Annotated in this window: 15 protein-coding genes; 5 read left to right on the top strand and 10 right to left on the bottom strand. The window is 67.2% G+C overall.

Features of this window, described 5'->3' with window-relative positions:
* Positions 1–53: 53 nt before the first annotated feature.
* From LQZ87_RS06705 to LQZ87_RS06685, 5 genes are all read right to left on the bottom strand, one after another.
* Positions 54–1,091: a zinc-binding dehydrogenase gene (locus tag LQZ87_RS06705; RefSeq protein ID WP_230102693.1), complete on the bottom strand. Its 1,038-nt coding sequence runs from the start codon at positions 1,089–1,091 to the stop codon at positions 54–56.
* Positions 1,088–1,699: a glucose-6-phosphate isomerase family protein gene (locus tag LQZ87_RS06700; RefSeq protein WP_230102692.1), complete on the bottom strand. Its 612-nt coding sequence runs from the start codon at positions 1,697–1,699 to the stop codon at positions 1,088–1,090. The genes LQZ87_RS06705 and LQZ87_RS06700 overlap by 4 nt, the downstream gene beginning before the upstream one ends.
* 152 nt (positions 1,700–1,851) lie before the next feature.
* A complete protein-coding gene (locus tag LQZ87_RS06695; RefSeq protein WP_230102691.1) occupies positions 1,852–2,853 on the bottom strand; it encodes an ABC transporter substrate-binding protein in 1,002 nt (333 codons plus the stop codon).
* 79 nt (positions 2,854–2,932) lie between these two features.
* Positions 2,933–3,964 carry an ABC transporter permease gene (locus LQZ87_RS06690; RefSeq protein WP_230102690.1) on the bottom strand — a complete coding sequence of 344 codons (1,032 nt, stop codon included), beginning with the start codon at positions 3,962–3,964 and terminating at the stop codon, positions 2,933–2,935.
* Positions 3,964–5,466, bottom strand: a complete 1,503-nt coding sequence (locus LQZ87_RS06685) for a sugar ABC transporter ATP-binding protein (RefSeq protein WP_230102689.1) — start codon at positions 5,464–5,466, stop codon at positions 3,964–3,966. The genes LQZ87_RS06690 and LQZ87_RS06685 overlap by 1 nt, the downstream gene beginning before the upstream one ends.
* A 43-nt stretch (positions 5,467–5,509) precedes the next feature.
* Here LQZ87_RS06685 and LQZ87_RS06680 point away from each other — a divergent pair, with 43 nt between their 5' ends.
* Complete coding sequence (locus LQZ87_RS06680) at positions 5,510–6,535, top strand: sugar phosphate isomerase/epimerase (RefSeq protein ID WP_230102688.1); 1,026 nt, start codon at positions 5,510–5,512, stop codon at positions 6,533–6,535.
* Between the two features lie 7 nt (positions 6,536–6,542).
* Here the strand turns inward: LQZ87_RS06680 and LQZ87_RS06675 are convergent, their stop codons facing one another.
* The 3 genes from LQZ87_RS06675 to LQZ87_RS06665 are packed head-to-tail and all read right to left on the bottom strand — an operon-like array spanning position 6,543 to position 9,228.
* The gene (locus tag LQZ87_RS06675; protein WP_230102687.1) at positions 6,543–6,962 is read right to left on the bottom strand and encodes an RbsD/FucU domain-containing protein; all 420 of its coding nucleotides are present in this window, start codon (positions 6,960–6,962) and stop codon (positions 6,543–6,545) included.
* Between the two features lie 21 nt (positions 6,963–6,983).
* Positions 6,984–7,946 (bottom strand): aldo/keto reductase, encoded by a 963-nt coding sequence (locus LQZ87_RS06670; protein WP_230102686.1) that lies wholly within the window; start codon positions 7,944–7,946, stop codon positions 6,984–6,986.
* Positions 7,933–9,228, bottom strand: coding sequence for an L-fuconate dehydratase (locus LQZ87_RS06665; protein ID WP_230102685.1), 1,296 nt, complete (start codon positions 9,226–9,228; stop codon positions 7,933–7,935). The genes LQZ87_RS06670 and LQZ87_RS06665 overlap by 14 nt, the downstream gene beginning before the upstream one ends.
* A 156-nt stretch (positions 9,229–9,384) precedes the next feature.
* On the opposite strand from LQZ87_RS06665, the gene LQZ87_RS06660 reads away from it, so the two are divergent.
* Both LQZ87_RS06660 and LQZ87_RS06655 read left to right on the top strand, forming a co-directional pair.
* The gene (locus LQZ87_RS06660) at positions 9,385–10,245 is read left to right on the top strand and encodes a fumarylacetoacetate hydrolase family protein (protein ID WP_230102684.1); all 861 of its coding nucleotides are present in this window, start codon (positions 9,385–9,387) and stop codon (positions 10,243–10,245) included.
* Positions 10,242–11,000: an SDR family oxidoreductase gene (locus LQZ87_RS06655; RefSeq protein WP_230102683.1), complete on the top strand. Its 759-nt coding sequence runs from the start codon at positions 10,242–10,244 to the stop codon at positions 10,998–11,000. The genes LQZ87_RS06660 and LQZ87_RS06655 overlap by 4 nt, the downstream gene beginning before the upstream one ends.
* Before the next feature lie 33 nt (positions 11,001–11,033).
* Here LQZ87_RS06655 and LQZ87_RS06650 read toward each other — a convergent pair whose 3' ends face one another.
* Positions 11,034–11,912, bottom strand: coding sequence for an amidohydrolase family protein (locus LQZ87_RS06650; RefSeq protein WP_230102682.1), 879 nt, complete (start codon positions 11,910–11,912; stop codon positions 11,034–11,036).
* 57 nt (positions 11,913–11,969) lie between these two features.
* On the opposite strand from LQZ87_RS06650, the gene LQZ87_RS06645 reads away from it, so the two are divergent.
* Positions 11,970–12,647: a FadR/GntR family transcriptional regulator gene (locus tag LQZ87_RS06645; RefSeq protein ID WP_230102681.1), complete on the top strand. Its 678-nt coding sequence runs from the start codon at positions 11,970–11,972 to the stop codon at positions 12,645–12,647.
* Positions 12,648–12,674: 27 nt separating this feature from the next.
* Here the strand turns inward: LQZ87_RS06645 and LQZ87_RS06640 are convergent, their stop codons facing one another.
* Positions 12,675–13,343 (bottom strand): transaldolase family protein, encoded by a 669-nt coding sequence (locus LQZ87_RS06640; RefSeq protein WP_230102680.1) that lies wholly within the window; start codon positions 13,341–13,343, stop codon positions 12,675–12,677.
* 133 nt (positions 13,344–13,476) lie between these two features.
* Here LQZ87_RS06640 and LQZ87_RS06635 point away from each other — a divergent pair, with 133 nt between their 5' ends.
* A complete protein-coding gene (locus LQZ87_RS06635; RefSeq protein ID WP_230102679.1) occupies positions 13,477–14,442 on the top strand; it encodes a ribokinase in 966 nt (321 codons plus the stop codon).
* Positions 14,443–14,445 lie beyond the last annotated feature (3 nt).

The following is a 14,445-nucleotide window of genomic DNA, read 5'->3' as shown; positions in this document are numbered from 1 at the left end:
ATTGCAATAGGGTCATAGAAAACTATTCCTTTCCTTCCGGCGCGTACGCGACGTCACAGCCAGTCGATGAGAACCTTGCCGACTGTTTCCCCGCGGTCGACGGCTCGGAAGGCATCCGCGATCCTCGCGGCCGGATACGGCGCCCCGAGCAGGCGTCGCAGGTCGGGCATGCGACGAACCGCACGGAAGATCGCCGGCACCTCGTGCCGCTTGAAGATCCAGGTGCCCAGCAGGCGCACCTCTTTACGGATCAGATCGACACCCGGGTCGAACTCCATCGAGTTGTTCGATCCGATCAACAGCACCGTGCCGTGCGCACGCGCCGCCTGCGTGGCTTGACGCTGCGCGTGCGGGTTCGCGGAGCACTCGATGACGACCTCTGCCCCCTCGCCCTCCGTGCGCTGCCGGATGGCCTCGACCGGATCGGTCTCGAGCGGATCGACCGCAGCCTCCGCTCCGAGTTCGACGGCGAACTCGCGTCGAGCGGCGATCGGATCCAGCACGATCACGCTGCATCCCGCGGCCACAGCCGCGATGACCACGCAGAGCCCCACCGCCCCGAGCCCGACGACGACCACACGGTCCCCTTCCTTGGCACCGCTCTTCCGGAGTCCCGCGAACGCCGTGCCGAAGTTGCACGCGATCAACGCCGCCATCGCATCATCGATGTCATCCGGGAGCGGGACCAGCGACGCATCCGGCGCGACGAGCCACTCCGCGTCCGCGCCGTGCCGATGGTTTCCCAGGGTCTGCCGCTCCGCGCAGAACATCGGCTCGCCCGCGACGCAGTGCTCGCACCGCTCGTCTCCGCTGTGGTGATAGACCAGCACTCGAGTGCCTTCCGGGATGCCGCCGTCGGCAGCCACCCGAACGACACCGACCGGCTCATGTCCCGGGATGACGCCGGCCCTGGCCCCCAACGCTTGAGGCGTCGATCGGTAGTGCGGCATGTCACTTCCACACACGGCGGATGTGGTGATCTGCACCAGCGCCTCACGAGGACCGGCTGCGGGAACCGTCACCTCCGCGAGGCGCACGGAGCGGTCGCCCTCGAGGAGCGCCGCCCTCATGTGCGTGGGGAGGGAGGTCATGCCGTGGGCCCGCGATAGCCACGGTGATCCGGGTTCGGAACAGCGGCCCATCCGTCGCCATCGACCACGATGTTGTGCTTCATCCCACCGGCATCCGCAATCACGCCGTAGTCCTGACCAGCATCCGCCGCGTAGCAGAACAGCGTCACGAACGGCTCGTCGCCGACGTTCACGCTGCGGTGGATCCAATGCCCGGGAACATTGACCGCTCTGCCCGGCGTCAGCTCGATCGCCGACGTCTGGCCGTCCAGGGTCTCCATCTGCATGACACCCCGACCGCTCATGCAGAAGTACAGCTCGGCCCGGTCGGACACAGCGTGGATATGTCCGCGCGTGACCGCGAACTCGTTGCCGATCCGGCCGGGCAGCAGCGTGCTGGTCCCGACGATCAGAGCGCCGGCGCCCTCCTGGTACCGATGGTCATCCACCCAGTAGACGAGCTCGTCCTCGCCACGCTCGGCGACAGCCGCGTTCCACGCGTCACCGTCGCGATAGACGCCCTGCATGTCACCGAGAAGCTTCTCGTAGTGCCGGCTGCGCCCTTCGATACCTCCTTCCCGCGCGATCTCGAGCAGAACAGGGGTGTCGACAATCGGGTCGATGTGCATATCTCCTCCTAGCTGGAATGAATCTAGATTACTTCTTTCTAAGCGTTCTCAACAGAAATTCTTTCGATCATTTGCGATGACCACGGCTCGTCCGGGGACGCGAAGAGGTCCCCCACCCGAAGGTGAGGGACCTCTTCGCCGGAGTGGTCAGATCACTCGTAGAGAACTGCGGCGATCTTGTCGTCCTCCATGTTCGTGGCGTCGTACCAGTACGAGCCGGTGTCGTAGAACTCCTCGACCGCGTCGCCGTTGGCGGCGTCGTACGCCGCCTGGACGACCTGTGCGCCGATGCCGATCGGGTCCTGCGTGATGGCGCCGGCCATCGTGCCGTCCTTGATGGCGTTGATCTGAGCAGCGCCCGAGTCGAAGCCGATGATCGTCAGCTTGCCCTTCTCGAGGCCCAGCTCGTTCGCGGCGTTCACGACGCCGATGGCGGAGCCCTCGTTGGTGCCGTAGATGCCCTTGAGGTTCGGGTGCGCGGCGATCATGGCCTTGGCGATGTCGGCGGACTTCAGGTGGTCGCCGTCACCGTACTGGATGTCGACGATCTTGATGTCGGGGTAGTCCGCCTCGATCTTCTCGACGAAGCCGTCACGGCGCTCGACGCCGGTGGAGTTGATCTGGGAGTGGCCGACGATCGCGACCTCACCCTCTCCGCCGATCAGCTCGGCCATGTGCTCCGCCGCCAGCGCGCCGGCGACCTTGCTGTCGGTCGCCGAGAGGCTGAGGCCCACGTCCCCGTTGCACGGTGCATCGAAGTACACGACGGGGATGTCCTTCGACTTCGCCTGGTCGAGCGGGGCGACGCACGCCTCGGGGTCGAGGGCGGCGTAGGCGATGGCATCCGGGTTCTTGTCGATCGCGGCCGTCAGCATCTCGAGCTGCTGGGCGATCTCCGTCTCGGCGGCGGGACCGTCGAAGGTGATCCGAACGCCCAGCTCTTCAGCCTTCTGCTCAGCGCCCTTCTTGACGGCCTGCCAGAACTGGTGCTGGAAGCCCTTCGAGACGAGGGCGATGTACATCTCTCCGTCGCCGCTGCCGGTGTCGGTTCCGCCACCTTCTTCGATGACATCCCCGCTGCCGGCACAGCCGGCCATGACGAGAGCGGATGCGGCCACCAGGGCCGCGAATGCGGTCTTCTTGCCGAATTTCATGGAAACTCCATTGTTCTGTGTTGAGTACTGCTCTGTGATGGGTGCCGGCCGAAGCCGACGGGTGGGCAGGGAGGAAAGGTCAGGTCCGCTGGCGGTTGCGCAGCGAGTCGAAGAACACGGCCAGCAGCACGACGACGCCGACCACGATGTTCTGCCACTCGGTCTGGATCGACATGATGCGCAGGCCGTTGACGAGCACGCTCATGATGAGCGCACCGACGACGGTGCCGAGGATGGAGCCGCGTCCACCCAGCAGCGAGGTACCGCCGATGATGACCGCCGCGATCGCCTGCAGCTCGTAGCCGGTGCCGATCTGCGGCTGTGCGGAGTCGAGACGCGAGGCGATGATGATGCCCGCGACTCCGGTGAAGGCGCCGGCGAACATGTAGATGAAGATCGTCCAGCGGCGGGTGTTCACACCCGACAGGCGCGTCGCCTCCTCATTCGAGCCGATGGCGAACGTGTAGCGGCCCAGCAGCGTCTTCGACAGCACGATGGCGGCGATGATCGCGAGGACGGCGGTGATGAGGACGGCGTTCGGGATGCCGGGGATGATCACACCGAGCGCGATCTTCTTGAAATCAGGGGCCGAGGTGGAGAAGTAGATCGGCGCGACGTTCGAGACGACGAGCGCGAGCCCACCGGCGATCATCATCATCGCGAGCGTCGCGATGAACGGCGGAAGCCGGAGGAAGGTGACGTTCAGACCGTTGACCAGTCCCATCAGCACACCTGTGGCGATGCCTCCGATGACGCCGACCCAGACGGGCAGGCCCCAGTTCGTGATGAACACACCGGTCATGACCGCGCACAGCGCCATTCCGGTTCCCAGCGACAGGTCGATGCCTCCGGTGATGATCACGAAGGTCGTCCCGAGCGCCAGGATCCCGATCACGGCCGTGGACAGCAGCACCGTCGCGATGTTGCTGGCGGTGAAGAAGTTCGGGCTCGCGATCGAGAAGAAGATCACCAGCACGATGAGCGTGCCGAACGCGAGGGACTGCTGGAGCTGACGCTTCAGGAACCCGGCGACGTCGCGCTTGTCGGTGTCCTCGTTGATGGCCTGCTGGATGACGGTCGTCGTCTCTCCGGACTGCTGTGGGGTGCTCATCAGTCTTCCTCCCCGTGGGCTGCGAGTTGCATGATCTTCTCCTGGCTGGCTTCCTCGTTGCGGAGGGTTCCGGTGATCCGGCCGTTCGCGAACACCGCGATGCGGTTGGCGACGCGCAGGATCTCTGGAAGCTCCGACGAGATGACGATTATGGACTTTCCGGCGTCTGCGAGCTGCTGCATGAGCCGGTAGATCTCCTCCTTCGCTCCGACGTCGATCCCTCGCGTGGGCTCGTCGAAGATGAGGATGTCGCAGTCGCGCATCAGCCAGCGGGCGATGACGACCTTCTGCTGGTTTCCTCCGGAGAGGAGCTTGACGATCTGGTTGACCGACGGCGTCTTGACCCGCAGCTGCTGCACGTACTGCTTGGTCTGGTTCTTCGCCTTGCTGTCACCCATCCAGCCGAGGGCGCCGGCGTAGTTGCCGAGCGACGCCAGCACCGTGTTGAAGGTGACGTCCTGCTCGAGCATGAGCCCGAGCTGCTTGCGGTCCTCGGAGAGGTACCCGACGCCTCGGCGCACGGCATCCTCGGGTTTGCTGATCCGGGCGTCGCGACCGTTGATCGCGATCGTGCCCGCGCTGCGCGGGTCGGCCCCGATGACGGCGCGAGCGGTCTCGGTGCGGCCGGCGCCCATGAGGCCGGCGAATCCGAGGATCTCCCCACGGTGCAGCTGGAAGGAGACATCCTTCAGCAGCGCCCTGGTGGACAGCCCCGCGACGTCGAGCACGACAGGGGCGCTGTCATGATCGCGGGCCTCAGGGCGGGTGCCCTCGTCGATCACACGGCCGACCATCATCTCGATGATCTTGGGGATGCTGATCTCGCTCTTCTCGAGTGATCCGATGTATTGCCCATCACGCAGCACGCTGACCCGATCGGCGAGGCGGCGGAGCTCGTCCATGCGGTGCGAGATGTAGACGATGCCCGTGCCGGCTGCCTTGAGCTGCTCGATCAGCGTGAAGAGGGTCTCGACCTCGCTATCGGTGAGGGCGGAAGTCGGCTCATCCATGATGAGCACCTTGGCGTTGAACGACAGCGCCTTGGCGATCTCGACCATCTGCTGCTCGGCGACGGTGAGCTCGCCGACCTTGCGGCGCGGATCGAGGCGGATGTTCAGCCGGCCCAGCAGCTCGGCCGTCTGCTTGTTGAGGCGACGTTCGGAAAGCAGCATCGCCGACGTGGGCTCGCGGCCGATGAAGATGTTCTGAGCGACTGTCAGATCGGGCATCAGGTTGAGCTCCTGATGGATGATCGTGATGCCGAGCTGCTGAGCCTGAAGCGGGCTGGTGAGCTCGACCTCCTGGCCTTCGAAGGTGATCGTCCCCTCGTCGCGCGTATAGATCCCGGAGAGGATCTTCATGAGAGTCGACTTGCCGGCGCCGTTCTCGCCGACGAGGACGAGCACCTCTCCTGCGCGCACCTCGAGATGCACATCCTGGAGTGCCTGCACCCCGGGGAACCCCTTGCTGATGCCTTCCACCCGGAGGATGGGATCGCTCATGTGCTCACCTGCTTCCTTGGAGGTCATGCCTTCGGACTCCCGCTTGGAATCCATTTCAAACATCGGATCAATTGTGCCGGGCCGCGAGACCCTGCGCAAGTTGTATCTAAATGTACGCAACTGCGCGCGGTCGTGCTACACCTGTAATAACAACCTGATCACGGATGCGCTCGAATTGCGCACAGAAAGGGACAAGATGCTCATCGGCGCGCATGGATTGGTCTTCACCGGAACCTTCGACGAGGCGGGGCTGCGGCGCTCCATCGAGGGCACGGGGAAGGCAGGCTTCGACCTCATCGAGATCCCCCTGATGGATGCCGAGGGCTTCGATTCCGCGCTCGCCGAGCGGATGCTGCGCGACAACGGTCTCGCCGTGACGGCTTCGCTCGGACTCACCCCCTCGACTGATCTCACCAGCGACGATCCCACTGCCGTCGCCGCGGGCGTCTCGACGCTGGAACGGTGCATCGACCACGTCGCGACGATGGGCGGCGACGTGCTGTGCGGCGTGATCTACTCGGCGATGGGCAAGTACATGGCACCGGCGTCCGAGCGCGGTGTCGCGAACAGTCAGGCAGCGATCAGCGAGCTCGCGACGTACGCGGCTGAACGCGGCATCCGTCTTTCCCTCGAAGTGGTGAACCGCTACGAGTCGAACGTCTTCAACACCGGGCGCGGCGCACTGCGCTACCTGGATGGCGTCGCCGGCGAGGTGAGCGTGCACCTGGACAGCTACCACATGAACATCGAGGAGTCGGACTTCTTCCAGCCGGTGCACGACGTCGCCGCGGCCGGAAAGCTCGGCTACGTGCACATCGGCGACAGCCACCGCGGATACCTCGGAACGGGCACCGTCGACTTCGCGACGTTCTTCCGCGCGCTGCACGACGTCGCCTACGACGGACCGGTCGTCTTCGAGTCGTTCTCGTCGGCCGTGGTGAGCGCCGAGCTCAGCAACACCCTCGGCATCTGGCGCAATCTCTGGCAGGACTCCGACGACCTCGCCGCGCACGCGAACCGCTACATCCGAGACGCGCTTCACGCGGTCGGGACGATCGACCTGCACTAGGCGCTCGTTACGCCGACGCATGCCCGACGACGCCCTTGCGGAGCAGCGCATTGCCGTATTTGCGGGTCTCGCCGGTGCGCACCATGACGTACGCGGGCTTGGCCGCCTCGTAGTAGTCGAAGCGCTCCACGAACCGTGTGGTCTCGACCGTGGTGCCCGCGGCGTCCATCAACTCGCGCTGCACGTCGAGCACATCGCCATCGGCGGATTCCATGAGGTCGAGTCCCGGGGCGTCGTCGAGCGGGATGACGGTGCGGATCGCCGCGAGCACCTCGGGCGTCGTCGTGCCGGGCAGGTCGATCGTGCGCTCCCCCAGCGCCCAGGCCGGGAAATGCGCGTCGGCGATGACGACGGCGTCCGAGTGGCCCATGCGGTCGAGATGCAGCAGCAGCTCACCGGTCAGCAGCGGGTTGATTCCTTCGAGCATGGCGCCTCCTCAGGCGGTCGGTCACGCGGGGATGAGCCCGTCGGCGGCGAGCTCGGACCAGAAGTCCGACGGGATCGGCACCGCGGCGAGTTCGGCGTTCTGCTGCACCTGTTCCGGCCGCGAGCTTCCCACGACGACCGATCGAACGACAGACGAGCGCAGTGGGAACTGGATCGCCGCAGCCGGCAGCGGCACATCGTGCGCACGACAGACGGCGACGATGCGCTGCAGCCGATCCCAGATCTCGTCCGGGACGCCGCCGTATTCGTACCGGCTGTCGCGGCTCGGCTCGGCCTTGGCGAGCAGGCCGGAGTTGAAAACGGATGCCGCGACCACCCCGGTCCCCCGGTCGTGACAGGCCGGCAGGACATCGGCGGCCGCCGGCTGCTCGAGCAGCGTGTAGCGGCCGGCGATCATGATCGTGTCGAGGTCGGCCTCGCGTACAGCGCGCGCAAGCGCCGCGCTGACCATCGACCCGAGGCCTACCGAGCCGACGGCCCCTTCGCCACGCAGCGCCTCCAGCGCGGGGAACGCCTCGGCGAGCGCGAGGTCGAGATCATGCCGTTCCGGGTCGTGCAGGTACACGAGGTCGATCCGGTCGAGGCCCAGCCGCTCACGGGACTCGTCGATGGATGCTCGGATGCCGGCATCTGAGAAGTCCCACACCCGCTGCAGGTCGTCCGGCACGAAGAAGTCGTGGTTGGTGTCGAGGCCACCGGCGTACGCGGGGTTCGGGCGCAGCAGCCGCCCCGCCTTCGTGGAGAGCACGAACTCGTCGCGCGGCTTCGTCTGCAGGAACGCGCCCAGGCGCCGCTCCGACAGGCCGAGTCCGTAGTGCGGTGCGGTGTCGTAATAGCGGATGCCGCTCTCCCACGCGGCATCCAGAACGGCCCACGCCTCATCGTCCGTGAGCGCGCGGAAGAGGTTCCCGACGTTGGCCGCGCCGTATCCGAGCGCCGGAATCTCCAGTTCAGTCCGTGACATGCGCGCCCTTCCAGGCGTACTTCGCGATGCTCGCCGCCTTCATCTCCATGCTCGCACCCGGCTCGGTCGGAGCCATGTACGAGCCGCCCTGGATGTCGGTCGGCACGACGAAGTGCTCGTGCAGGTGGTCGACGTACTCGATCAGACGCCCCTCTCGCGACCCGCTGACCGCGATGAAGTCGAACATCGACAGGTGCTGGACGGCTTCGCACAGGCCGACGCCGCCGGCGTGCGGACAGACCGGCACCCCGAACTTCGCGGCGAGCAGCAGGTTCGCGATGTTCTCGTTCACGCCGGCGACGCGCACGGCATCGATCTGCATGACCTCGATGGCGTTCGCCTGCAGCAGCTGCTTGAAGATCATGCGGTTCTGCGCGTGCTCGCCGGTGGCGACGCGGATGGGTGCCACCCCGCGAGCGATCTCGGCATGACCGAGGATGTCGTCCGGGCTCGTCGGCTCCTCGATCCACGCGGGATTGAACTCGGCGAGCGCGTTCACCCACTCGATCGCCTCCGACACCTCCCAGCGCTGATTGGCGTCGATGGCGATCGGGAAGTCGGGCCCGACGACCTCGCGCGCCTTGCGGAAGCGGCGGATGTCGTCGTCGAGGTCGGCGCCGACCTTGAGCTTGATCTGGGTGAAGCCGTCGGCGAGCGCCTCGCGGGCGAGACGCTCGAGCTTCTCGTCGGAGTAGCCGAGCCAGCCGGGGCTGGTCGTGTACCCCGGGTACCCGGTCGCGAGCAGCTCGGCTTCTCGTTCCTCGCGACCGGCGACGCCGGCGCGGAGGATCTCGAGCGCGTCCTCGCGGGTGAGCGCATTGGTCAGGTACCGGAAGTCGACCAGGTCGACGATCTCCTCCGGTGTCATGCTAGAAAGCAGCTGCCAGAGCGGGAGCCCCGCGCGCTTGGCCTTGATGTCCCACAGCGCGTTGATCACGGCGCCGATGGCCATGTGCATGACGCCCTTCTCCGGACCCAGCCACCGCAGCTGCGAGTCGCCGATGATGTCGCGGAACGTGCCGCCCATGTCGTCGAGCAGCGGCTCGAGCTCGCGACCCACGAGATGACCTGCGAGCGCGTCGATCGCCGCGACCTGCACGTCGTTGCCGCGGCCGATCGTGAACACGAACGAGTGCCCGGCGATGTCGTCCGAGGCGTCAGTGCGGATCACGACGTACGCCGCAGAGTAGTCGGGGTCGGGGTTCATCGCGTCGGAGCCGTCCAGGCTCAGCGACGTGGGGAAGCGGATGTCGGTGGTCTCGAGTGCGACGATGCGGCTCACGGGAGTCCTCTCTAGGGGCCGGACCTCTGCGCAGCACGAATCTGCACGGATCCCTTGGAGTGTAAACATCGGATGTCTATACTGTCAATCAGACGTGTCGCCTCCGTGCGGCTCCCCTGCCGCTCAACGGCGGCTCCCCAACGAGGTAGGAGAACCATGAAGTTCGCGCGGCTTGGCGCCCCTGGATCCGAGATTCCCGTCGTCTTAGACGGAGATCGTCACCTCGACCTCCGGCCCCTGACATCCGATGTAAACGGGGACTTCCTCGCCGGCGACTTCCACGCTCGCGTGGCTTCCGCGCTGGCATCCGGTGAGCTCGCCGAGGTCGATGGCGCCGCTCGAATGCGCATCGGTGCCCCGATCGCGCGCCCCAGCGCCGTCATCTGCATCGGCATGAACTACGCCGCTCACGCCGCAGAATCCGGCGCAGAGCCGCCGAAGATCCCGATCATCTTCTTGAAGACGCCCAACACCGTCGTCGGCCCCAACGACACCGTGACCATCCCCCGCGGCAGCGAGAAGACCGATTGGGAGGTCGAGCTCGGCATCGTGATCGGCGCCAGGGCCGCGTACCTCGATTCGCCCGAGGAGGCGGACGCGCACATCGCCGGCTACGTGGTCGCGAACGATGTGTCCGAGCGCGCGTTCCAGATGGACGTGTCCGGCGGCCAATGGTCGAAGGGCAAGATCGCGGCCGGCTTCAACCCGACCGGCCCCTGGCTCGTCACCCCCGATGAGGTCGACGTCGACGACCTCGGCCTGCGCAGCTTCGTGAACGGCGAGCCCCGGCAGGACTCGAACACGTCGGACATGATCTTCGACGTGCGCACGATCGTGCACCACCTCTCGCAGTACGTGACGCTCGAGCCGGGCGACCTCATCCTCACCGGCACCCCGCAGGGCGTCGCCCTCTCAGGCAAGTACCCCTATTTGGCCGACGGCGACATCGTCGACATCGAGATCGACGGGCTCGGTCACCAGCGCCAGAAGTTCGTCGCCTGGGAGGAGAGCAAGTGAGCGCTCAGGGGCAGTTGGAAGGACTCGTCGCGATCGTCACGGGCGGGGCATCCGGCATCGGCGCGGCGATCGCGGAGCGCCTGCACGCCGACGGCGCGCAGATCGCCGTGCTCGACCGCGACACCGCGGGAGCGGACGCCCGCTTCGCCGCATTCACCGCTGATGTGTCCGATCGCGCGAGCGTGGATGCTGCGGTCACAGCCGTCGCGGAGCACTTCGGCCGCATCGACATCGTGATCAACAACGCGGGCATCGGGGCGGTCGGCGACATCAGTGCGAACGGCGACGACGAGTGGGCGCGCGTCCTCTCGATCAACGTCACGGGCATCGCCCGCGTCACCGCGGCCGCCCTGCCGTGGTTGCGGCAGTCGCCCGCCGCTGCGGTGTGCAACACGGCATCCATCGCCTCGTCGACCGGACTCCCCCAGCGCGCTCTGTACAGCGCGTCGAAGGGAGCCGTCTCGGCTCTCACCCGCGCGATGGCCGCGGACCACCTGCGCGAGGGCATCCGCGTGAACGCCGTGAATCCCGGTACTGCCGACACCCCGTGGGTGGGACGCCTGCTCGATCAAGCGGCCGACCCCGGGGCAGAGCGGGCAGCGCTGGAGGCCCGCCAGCCGCACGGGCGCCTGGTCAGTCCGGACGAGGTCGCCGCCGCGGTCGCATACCTGGTGAGCCCGGCTGCCGGGTCGACGACGGGAACGTTCATCGAGGTCGACGGCGGCATGGCGCAGCTGCGCCTGCGCGCCGAGTGAACGCGGCGTCGGCCGGCGGCCGGTAGCCGCGGCTCAGCGGATGCCGTAGAAGCGCATCGTGTTCGACCAGAAGAGCTTCTCGGCATCCAGGCCGCGATCCTGCGCCCAATCGGCGACGGTGTGGCACCAGTCGTCACGGTTGCCGGGGAAATAGTATGCACTGTCCTGGCCGGTGACGTCGACCGAGGACACCGGCCAGTCGCTGCCCCACATCAATCGATCCTCGCCGAATGCCTCGGCTGCGACATCGAGGTACGGCTCCATCTGCCCCTCGTCGATGCGCCCTCCGGACTCGGCCGGGAGTCCGGAGAGCTTCACGAGCGCCTGCGGGTGGGCGGCCAGCTCGCGCAGGGCGTCGATCCATTCGGCACTCGGCGGCAGCGGCGACTCCACGGTGCCGATCGCCGGCTTGCCGAGATGGTCGAGCACGATCCGCAGCCCAGGGACGGCTTCGGCCAGAGCGATGACGTCGGGAATCTGATGATGCCGCACGCAGGCATCAAAGGTGAGGCCTCGTGCGGCCAGTTCTCGGGCGCCGTCGATGAAGGCGCGGCTGCGTGCGAAGCCGTCTTTCTCGTCCTGCAGCAGGTGGCGGACCCCGACGACGAGCTCGAACTCGGCGAGCGCGTCCAGATGCTTCTCGAGCTTGCGACCGCGATCCAGGCGAGCACCGGCGACGATGCCGACGACACCCGTCGCGCGCGCGATCGACTCGACCCAGCGCACTTCGTCGATCGCGTGCTTGTCGATCGGGTCGGCCTGCACGAACACCGCGACCTGGGTCTCCACGTCCTCGATCGGGTCCTCACGAAGCTCGGCTTCCGCGAACGGCGCGTCGAGGTCGCCCTCGAGCCAGCGGTAGGTGAGGATGTCCGGGTTCCACAGGTGCAGGTGAGCATCGACAACACGCATGCGACTATGATCACACAGCCGCCGGCAGACATCCGATCAATCGCTAGGATGACGAGCATGGCAGTCACCGATGAGGCGATCGAGAAGATCAAGGCGATGATCGTGTCCGGCGAGCTCTCGCCGGGCGACCGACTGCCGCCCGAGAAGGAGCTCGCCGAGCGGCTCGGACTCTCGCGCAACTCGATGCGTGAGGCGGTCAAGGCTCTCGAAGTGATCCGAGTCCTCGACGTGCGGCGCGGAGACGGCACCTACGTGACGAGCCTCGAGCCGCACCTGCTGCTGGAGGCGATCTCGTTCGTCGCAGACATGCATGACGACAACTCTCTGCTGGAGATCTTCGCCGTCCGGCGGATGCTGGAATCCCAGGCCACCGGCCTCGCAGCGACCCTCGGCACCGAGGATGCCGTCGCCGCTCTGCTGGCGGAGCTGGACTCGACGGGCGCCGAGGTCAGCGTCGACGATCTGGTCGCCCATGACATCCGCTTCCACCGCGAGATCGTCCGCATGGCGGGCAACACGTACCTCGCGAGTCTCATCGAGAGCCTCAGCGGACAGACGGTGCGCGCCCGCGTGTGGCGCGGACTCACCGAACAGGGTGCAGTGGAGCGGACCCTGTCCGAGCACCGGGCCATCGCCGAGGCGATCGCTCAGCACGATCCGAACCTGGCGACGTCGCTCGCGACAGCGCACATCGCCGGCGTCGAGCGGTGGCTGCGCCAGGCCGCCACCGTCTGACCCGCGCCCCGGGACGCGGGCGCGCGGCTACGCGCCGATGCGGCCCATCGCCGCCTCGAACTCCGCCGCCGAGCTGTCGCTGACGTCGTGCTGCAGCAGCTCGTCGAGCACGCCCGGTGCCGCGGTGAAGTACGGAATGCCTGCCAGACGCAGCGCGACGATGTCGTCCGCTGAGCGCAGGCTCGCCGCCAGCACGTTCGTTTCACTGCCGGCGCAGACCGCCTGCATCCGCGCGATGAGCGCATCGCCGTCGACGCCGGCATCCCGAAGCCGACCGAGGTACGGTGCGATGTACCGCGCCCCGATGCTCGAGGCGGCGAGCGCCTGGCCGACCGAGTACACCGCAGTCACGAGCACGCTCGCGCCATCGGAGACGAGGGCGGATGCCGCGGCGAACCCCTCAGCGGTGGCGGGGACCTTCACCGCCACCCGATCGCCGAGCGCACGGATGGTGTCGGCGTTGCGCAGCAGTTCGAGCCGGGATGCACCCCAGGTCTGGAAGAAGATCTCCTGCGCCCCCTCGGACTCCCACCGGGCGTAGAGGTCGGGGATGTCGGCGACCGTCCGCCCACCTCGCTCGAGGATCGTCGGGTTGGTCGTCACGCCGTGCACGACACCGGCGCCGAGGAGTGCAGAGACCCGGTCCACGTCGGCGCTGTCGACGTACAGACGCGGGGCGATGTCGACGGCAGACATGGGGCTCCTCGATACGGCAGGCGGCAACCTGTCGTTACAGGTTCGGATTCGGCTAATGTAATGACAGGAATCGCCGGTGTCAAAGCCGGAGCCATCACCCAGACGCGTGCCGTCGATGAAGATCAGGAGCGCCATGCCCACCTCCCCCCGTGAAGGACGCACCGGCGTCGTCATCGTCGGAAGCGTCACGGCGGACGTGACGACGTTCTCGCAGCGTCTTCCCGCCAGGGGCGAGACGATCCTCGGCGACCAGTTCACCCTGTTCCTCGGTGGCAAGGGCGCCAATCAGGCGGTCGCCGCCGGACGCGCCGGTGCGACGACGAGCTTCGTCGGATGCGTGGGCGACGACCTGTTCCACGACCTCATCGTCGACGGTCTCACCGATGCCGGGGTCGATCTCACTCACCTGCGCACCGTCCCCGGCCCCACCGGCATCGCACACATCCGCGTGGATGCCTCGGCCCAGAACGACATCGTCATGGTGCCGCTGGCGAACGCCGAGCTGAACACGGCGCAGATCGACGCGGCGCTCGACGACCTGGCCGCGACGACGTCCGTCCTGCTGACGCAGCTCGAGACTCCGTCCGCGCTGACCGCGCACATCACGACCCGCGGCCGCGAGCACGGAATGACCGTCATCCTCGATCCGGCACCAGCGGCTCCGCTGCCGGACGAGGTGTGGGGCAGCATCGACATCGTCACCCCGAACGAGACCGAGGCGTCGGTGCTCAGCGGCATAGAGGTGACCGATGCCGCGACCGCCGAGCAGGCGGGGCGCTGGTTCCTCGATCAGGGCGTCGGCGCCGCCGTGATCACCCTGGCCGCTCAGGGCTCCTGCGTGGTCACGCCGGAGGGCACCACGATCGTGCCTCCACTGCGCGTGGAGGCCGTCGACACCACCGCGGCCGGCGACGCCTACGCCGGTTACCTCGGCGCCGCCCTCGCGAACGGCGCCACCCTCACGGATGCCGTTCGACTCGCCACCGCCGCCGGCGCACTCACCGTCACCAAGCACGGCGCGTCGCCGAGCCTCCCGGTGCGCAGCGATGTCGACGCCTTCCTCACTCTCCAGAACGACAGCGCGTCGCGCGCATCCTGAGCA

The sequence above is a fragment of the Microbacterium sp. Bi121 genome (assembly GCF_918698005.1).
Lineage (GTDB): Bacteria > Actinomycetota > Actinomycetes > Actinomycetales > Microbacteriaceae > Microbacterium.
Note: the sequence above shows the minus strand (reverse complement) of the source record. Positions and strands in the feature narration are given on the sequence as shown.

Coding starts and splice junctions, on each gene's coding strand:
- LQZ87_RS06705 (WP_230102693.1), bottom strand. CDS start 1,091: ATGACCTCCCTCCCCACGCACATGAGGGCGGCGCTCCTCGAGGGCGAC.
- LQZ87_RS06700 (WP_230102692.1), bottom strand. CDS start 1,699: ATGCACATCGACCCGATTGTCGACACCCCTGTTCTGCTCGAGATCGCG.
- LQZ87_RS06695 (WP_230102691.1), bottom strand. CDS start 2,853: ATGAAATTCGGCAAGAAGACCGCATTCGCGGCCCTGGTGGCCGCATCC.
- LQZ87_RS06690 (WP_230102690.1), bottom strand. CDS start 3,964: ATGAGCACCCCACAGCAGTCCGGAGAGACGACGACCGTCATCCAGCAG.
- LQZ87_RS06685 (WP_230102689.1), bottom strand. CDS start 5,466: ATGAGCGATCCCATCCTCCGGGTGGAAGGCATCAGCAAGGGGTTCCCC.
- LQZ87_RS06675 (WP_230102687.1), bottom strand. CDS start 6,962: ATGCTCGAAGGAATCAACCCGCTGCTGACCGGTGAGCTGCTGCTGCAT.
- LQZ87_RS06670 (WP_230102686.1), bottom strand. CDS start 7,946: ATGTCACGGACTGAACTGGAGATTCCGGCGCTCGGATACGGCGCGGCC.
- LQZ87_RS06660 (WP_230102684.1), top strand. CDS start 9,385: ATGAAGTTCGCGCGGCTTGGCGCCCCTGGATCCGAGATTCCCGTCGTC.
- LQZ87_RS06650 (WP_230102682.1), bottom strand. CDS start 11,912: ATGCGTGTTGTCGATGCTCACCTGCACCTGTGGAACCCGGACATCCTC.
- LQZ87_RS06645 (WP_230102681.1), top strand. CDS start 11,970: ATGGCAGTCACCGATGAGGCGATCGAGAAGATCAAGGCGATGATCGTG.
- LQZ87_RS06640 (WP_230102680.1), bottom strand. CDS start 13,343: ATGTCTGCCGTCGACATCGCCCCGCGTCTGTACGTCGACAGCGCCGAC.
- LQZ87_RS06635 (WP_230102679.1), top strand. CDS start 13,477: ATGCCCACCTCCCCCCGTGAAGGACGCACCGGCGTCGTCATCGTCGGA.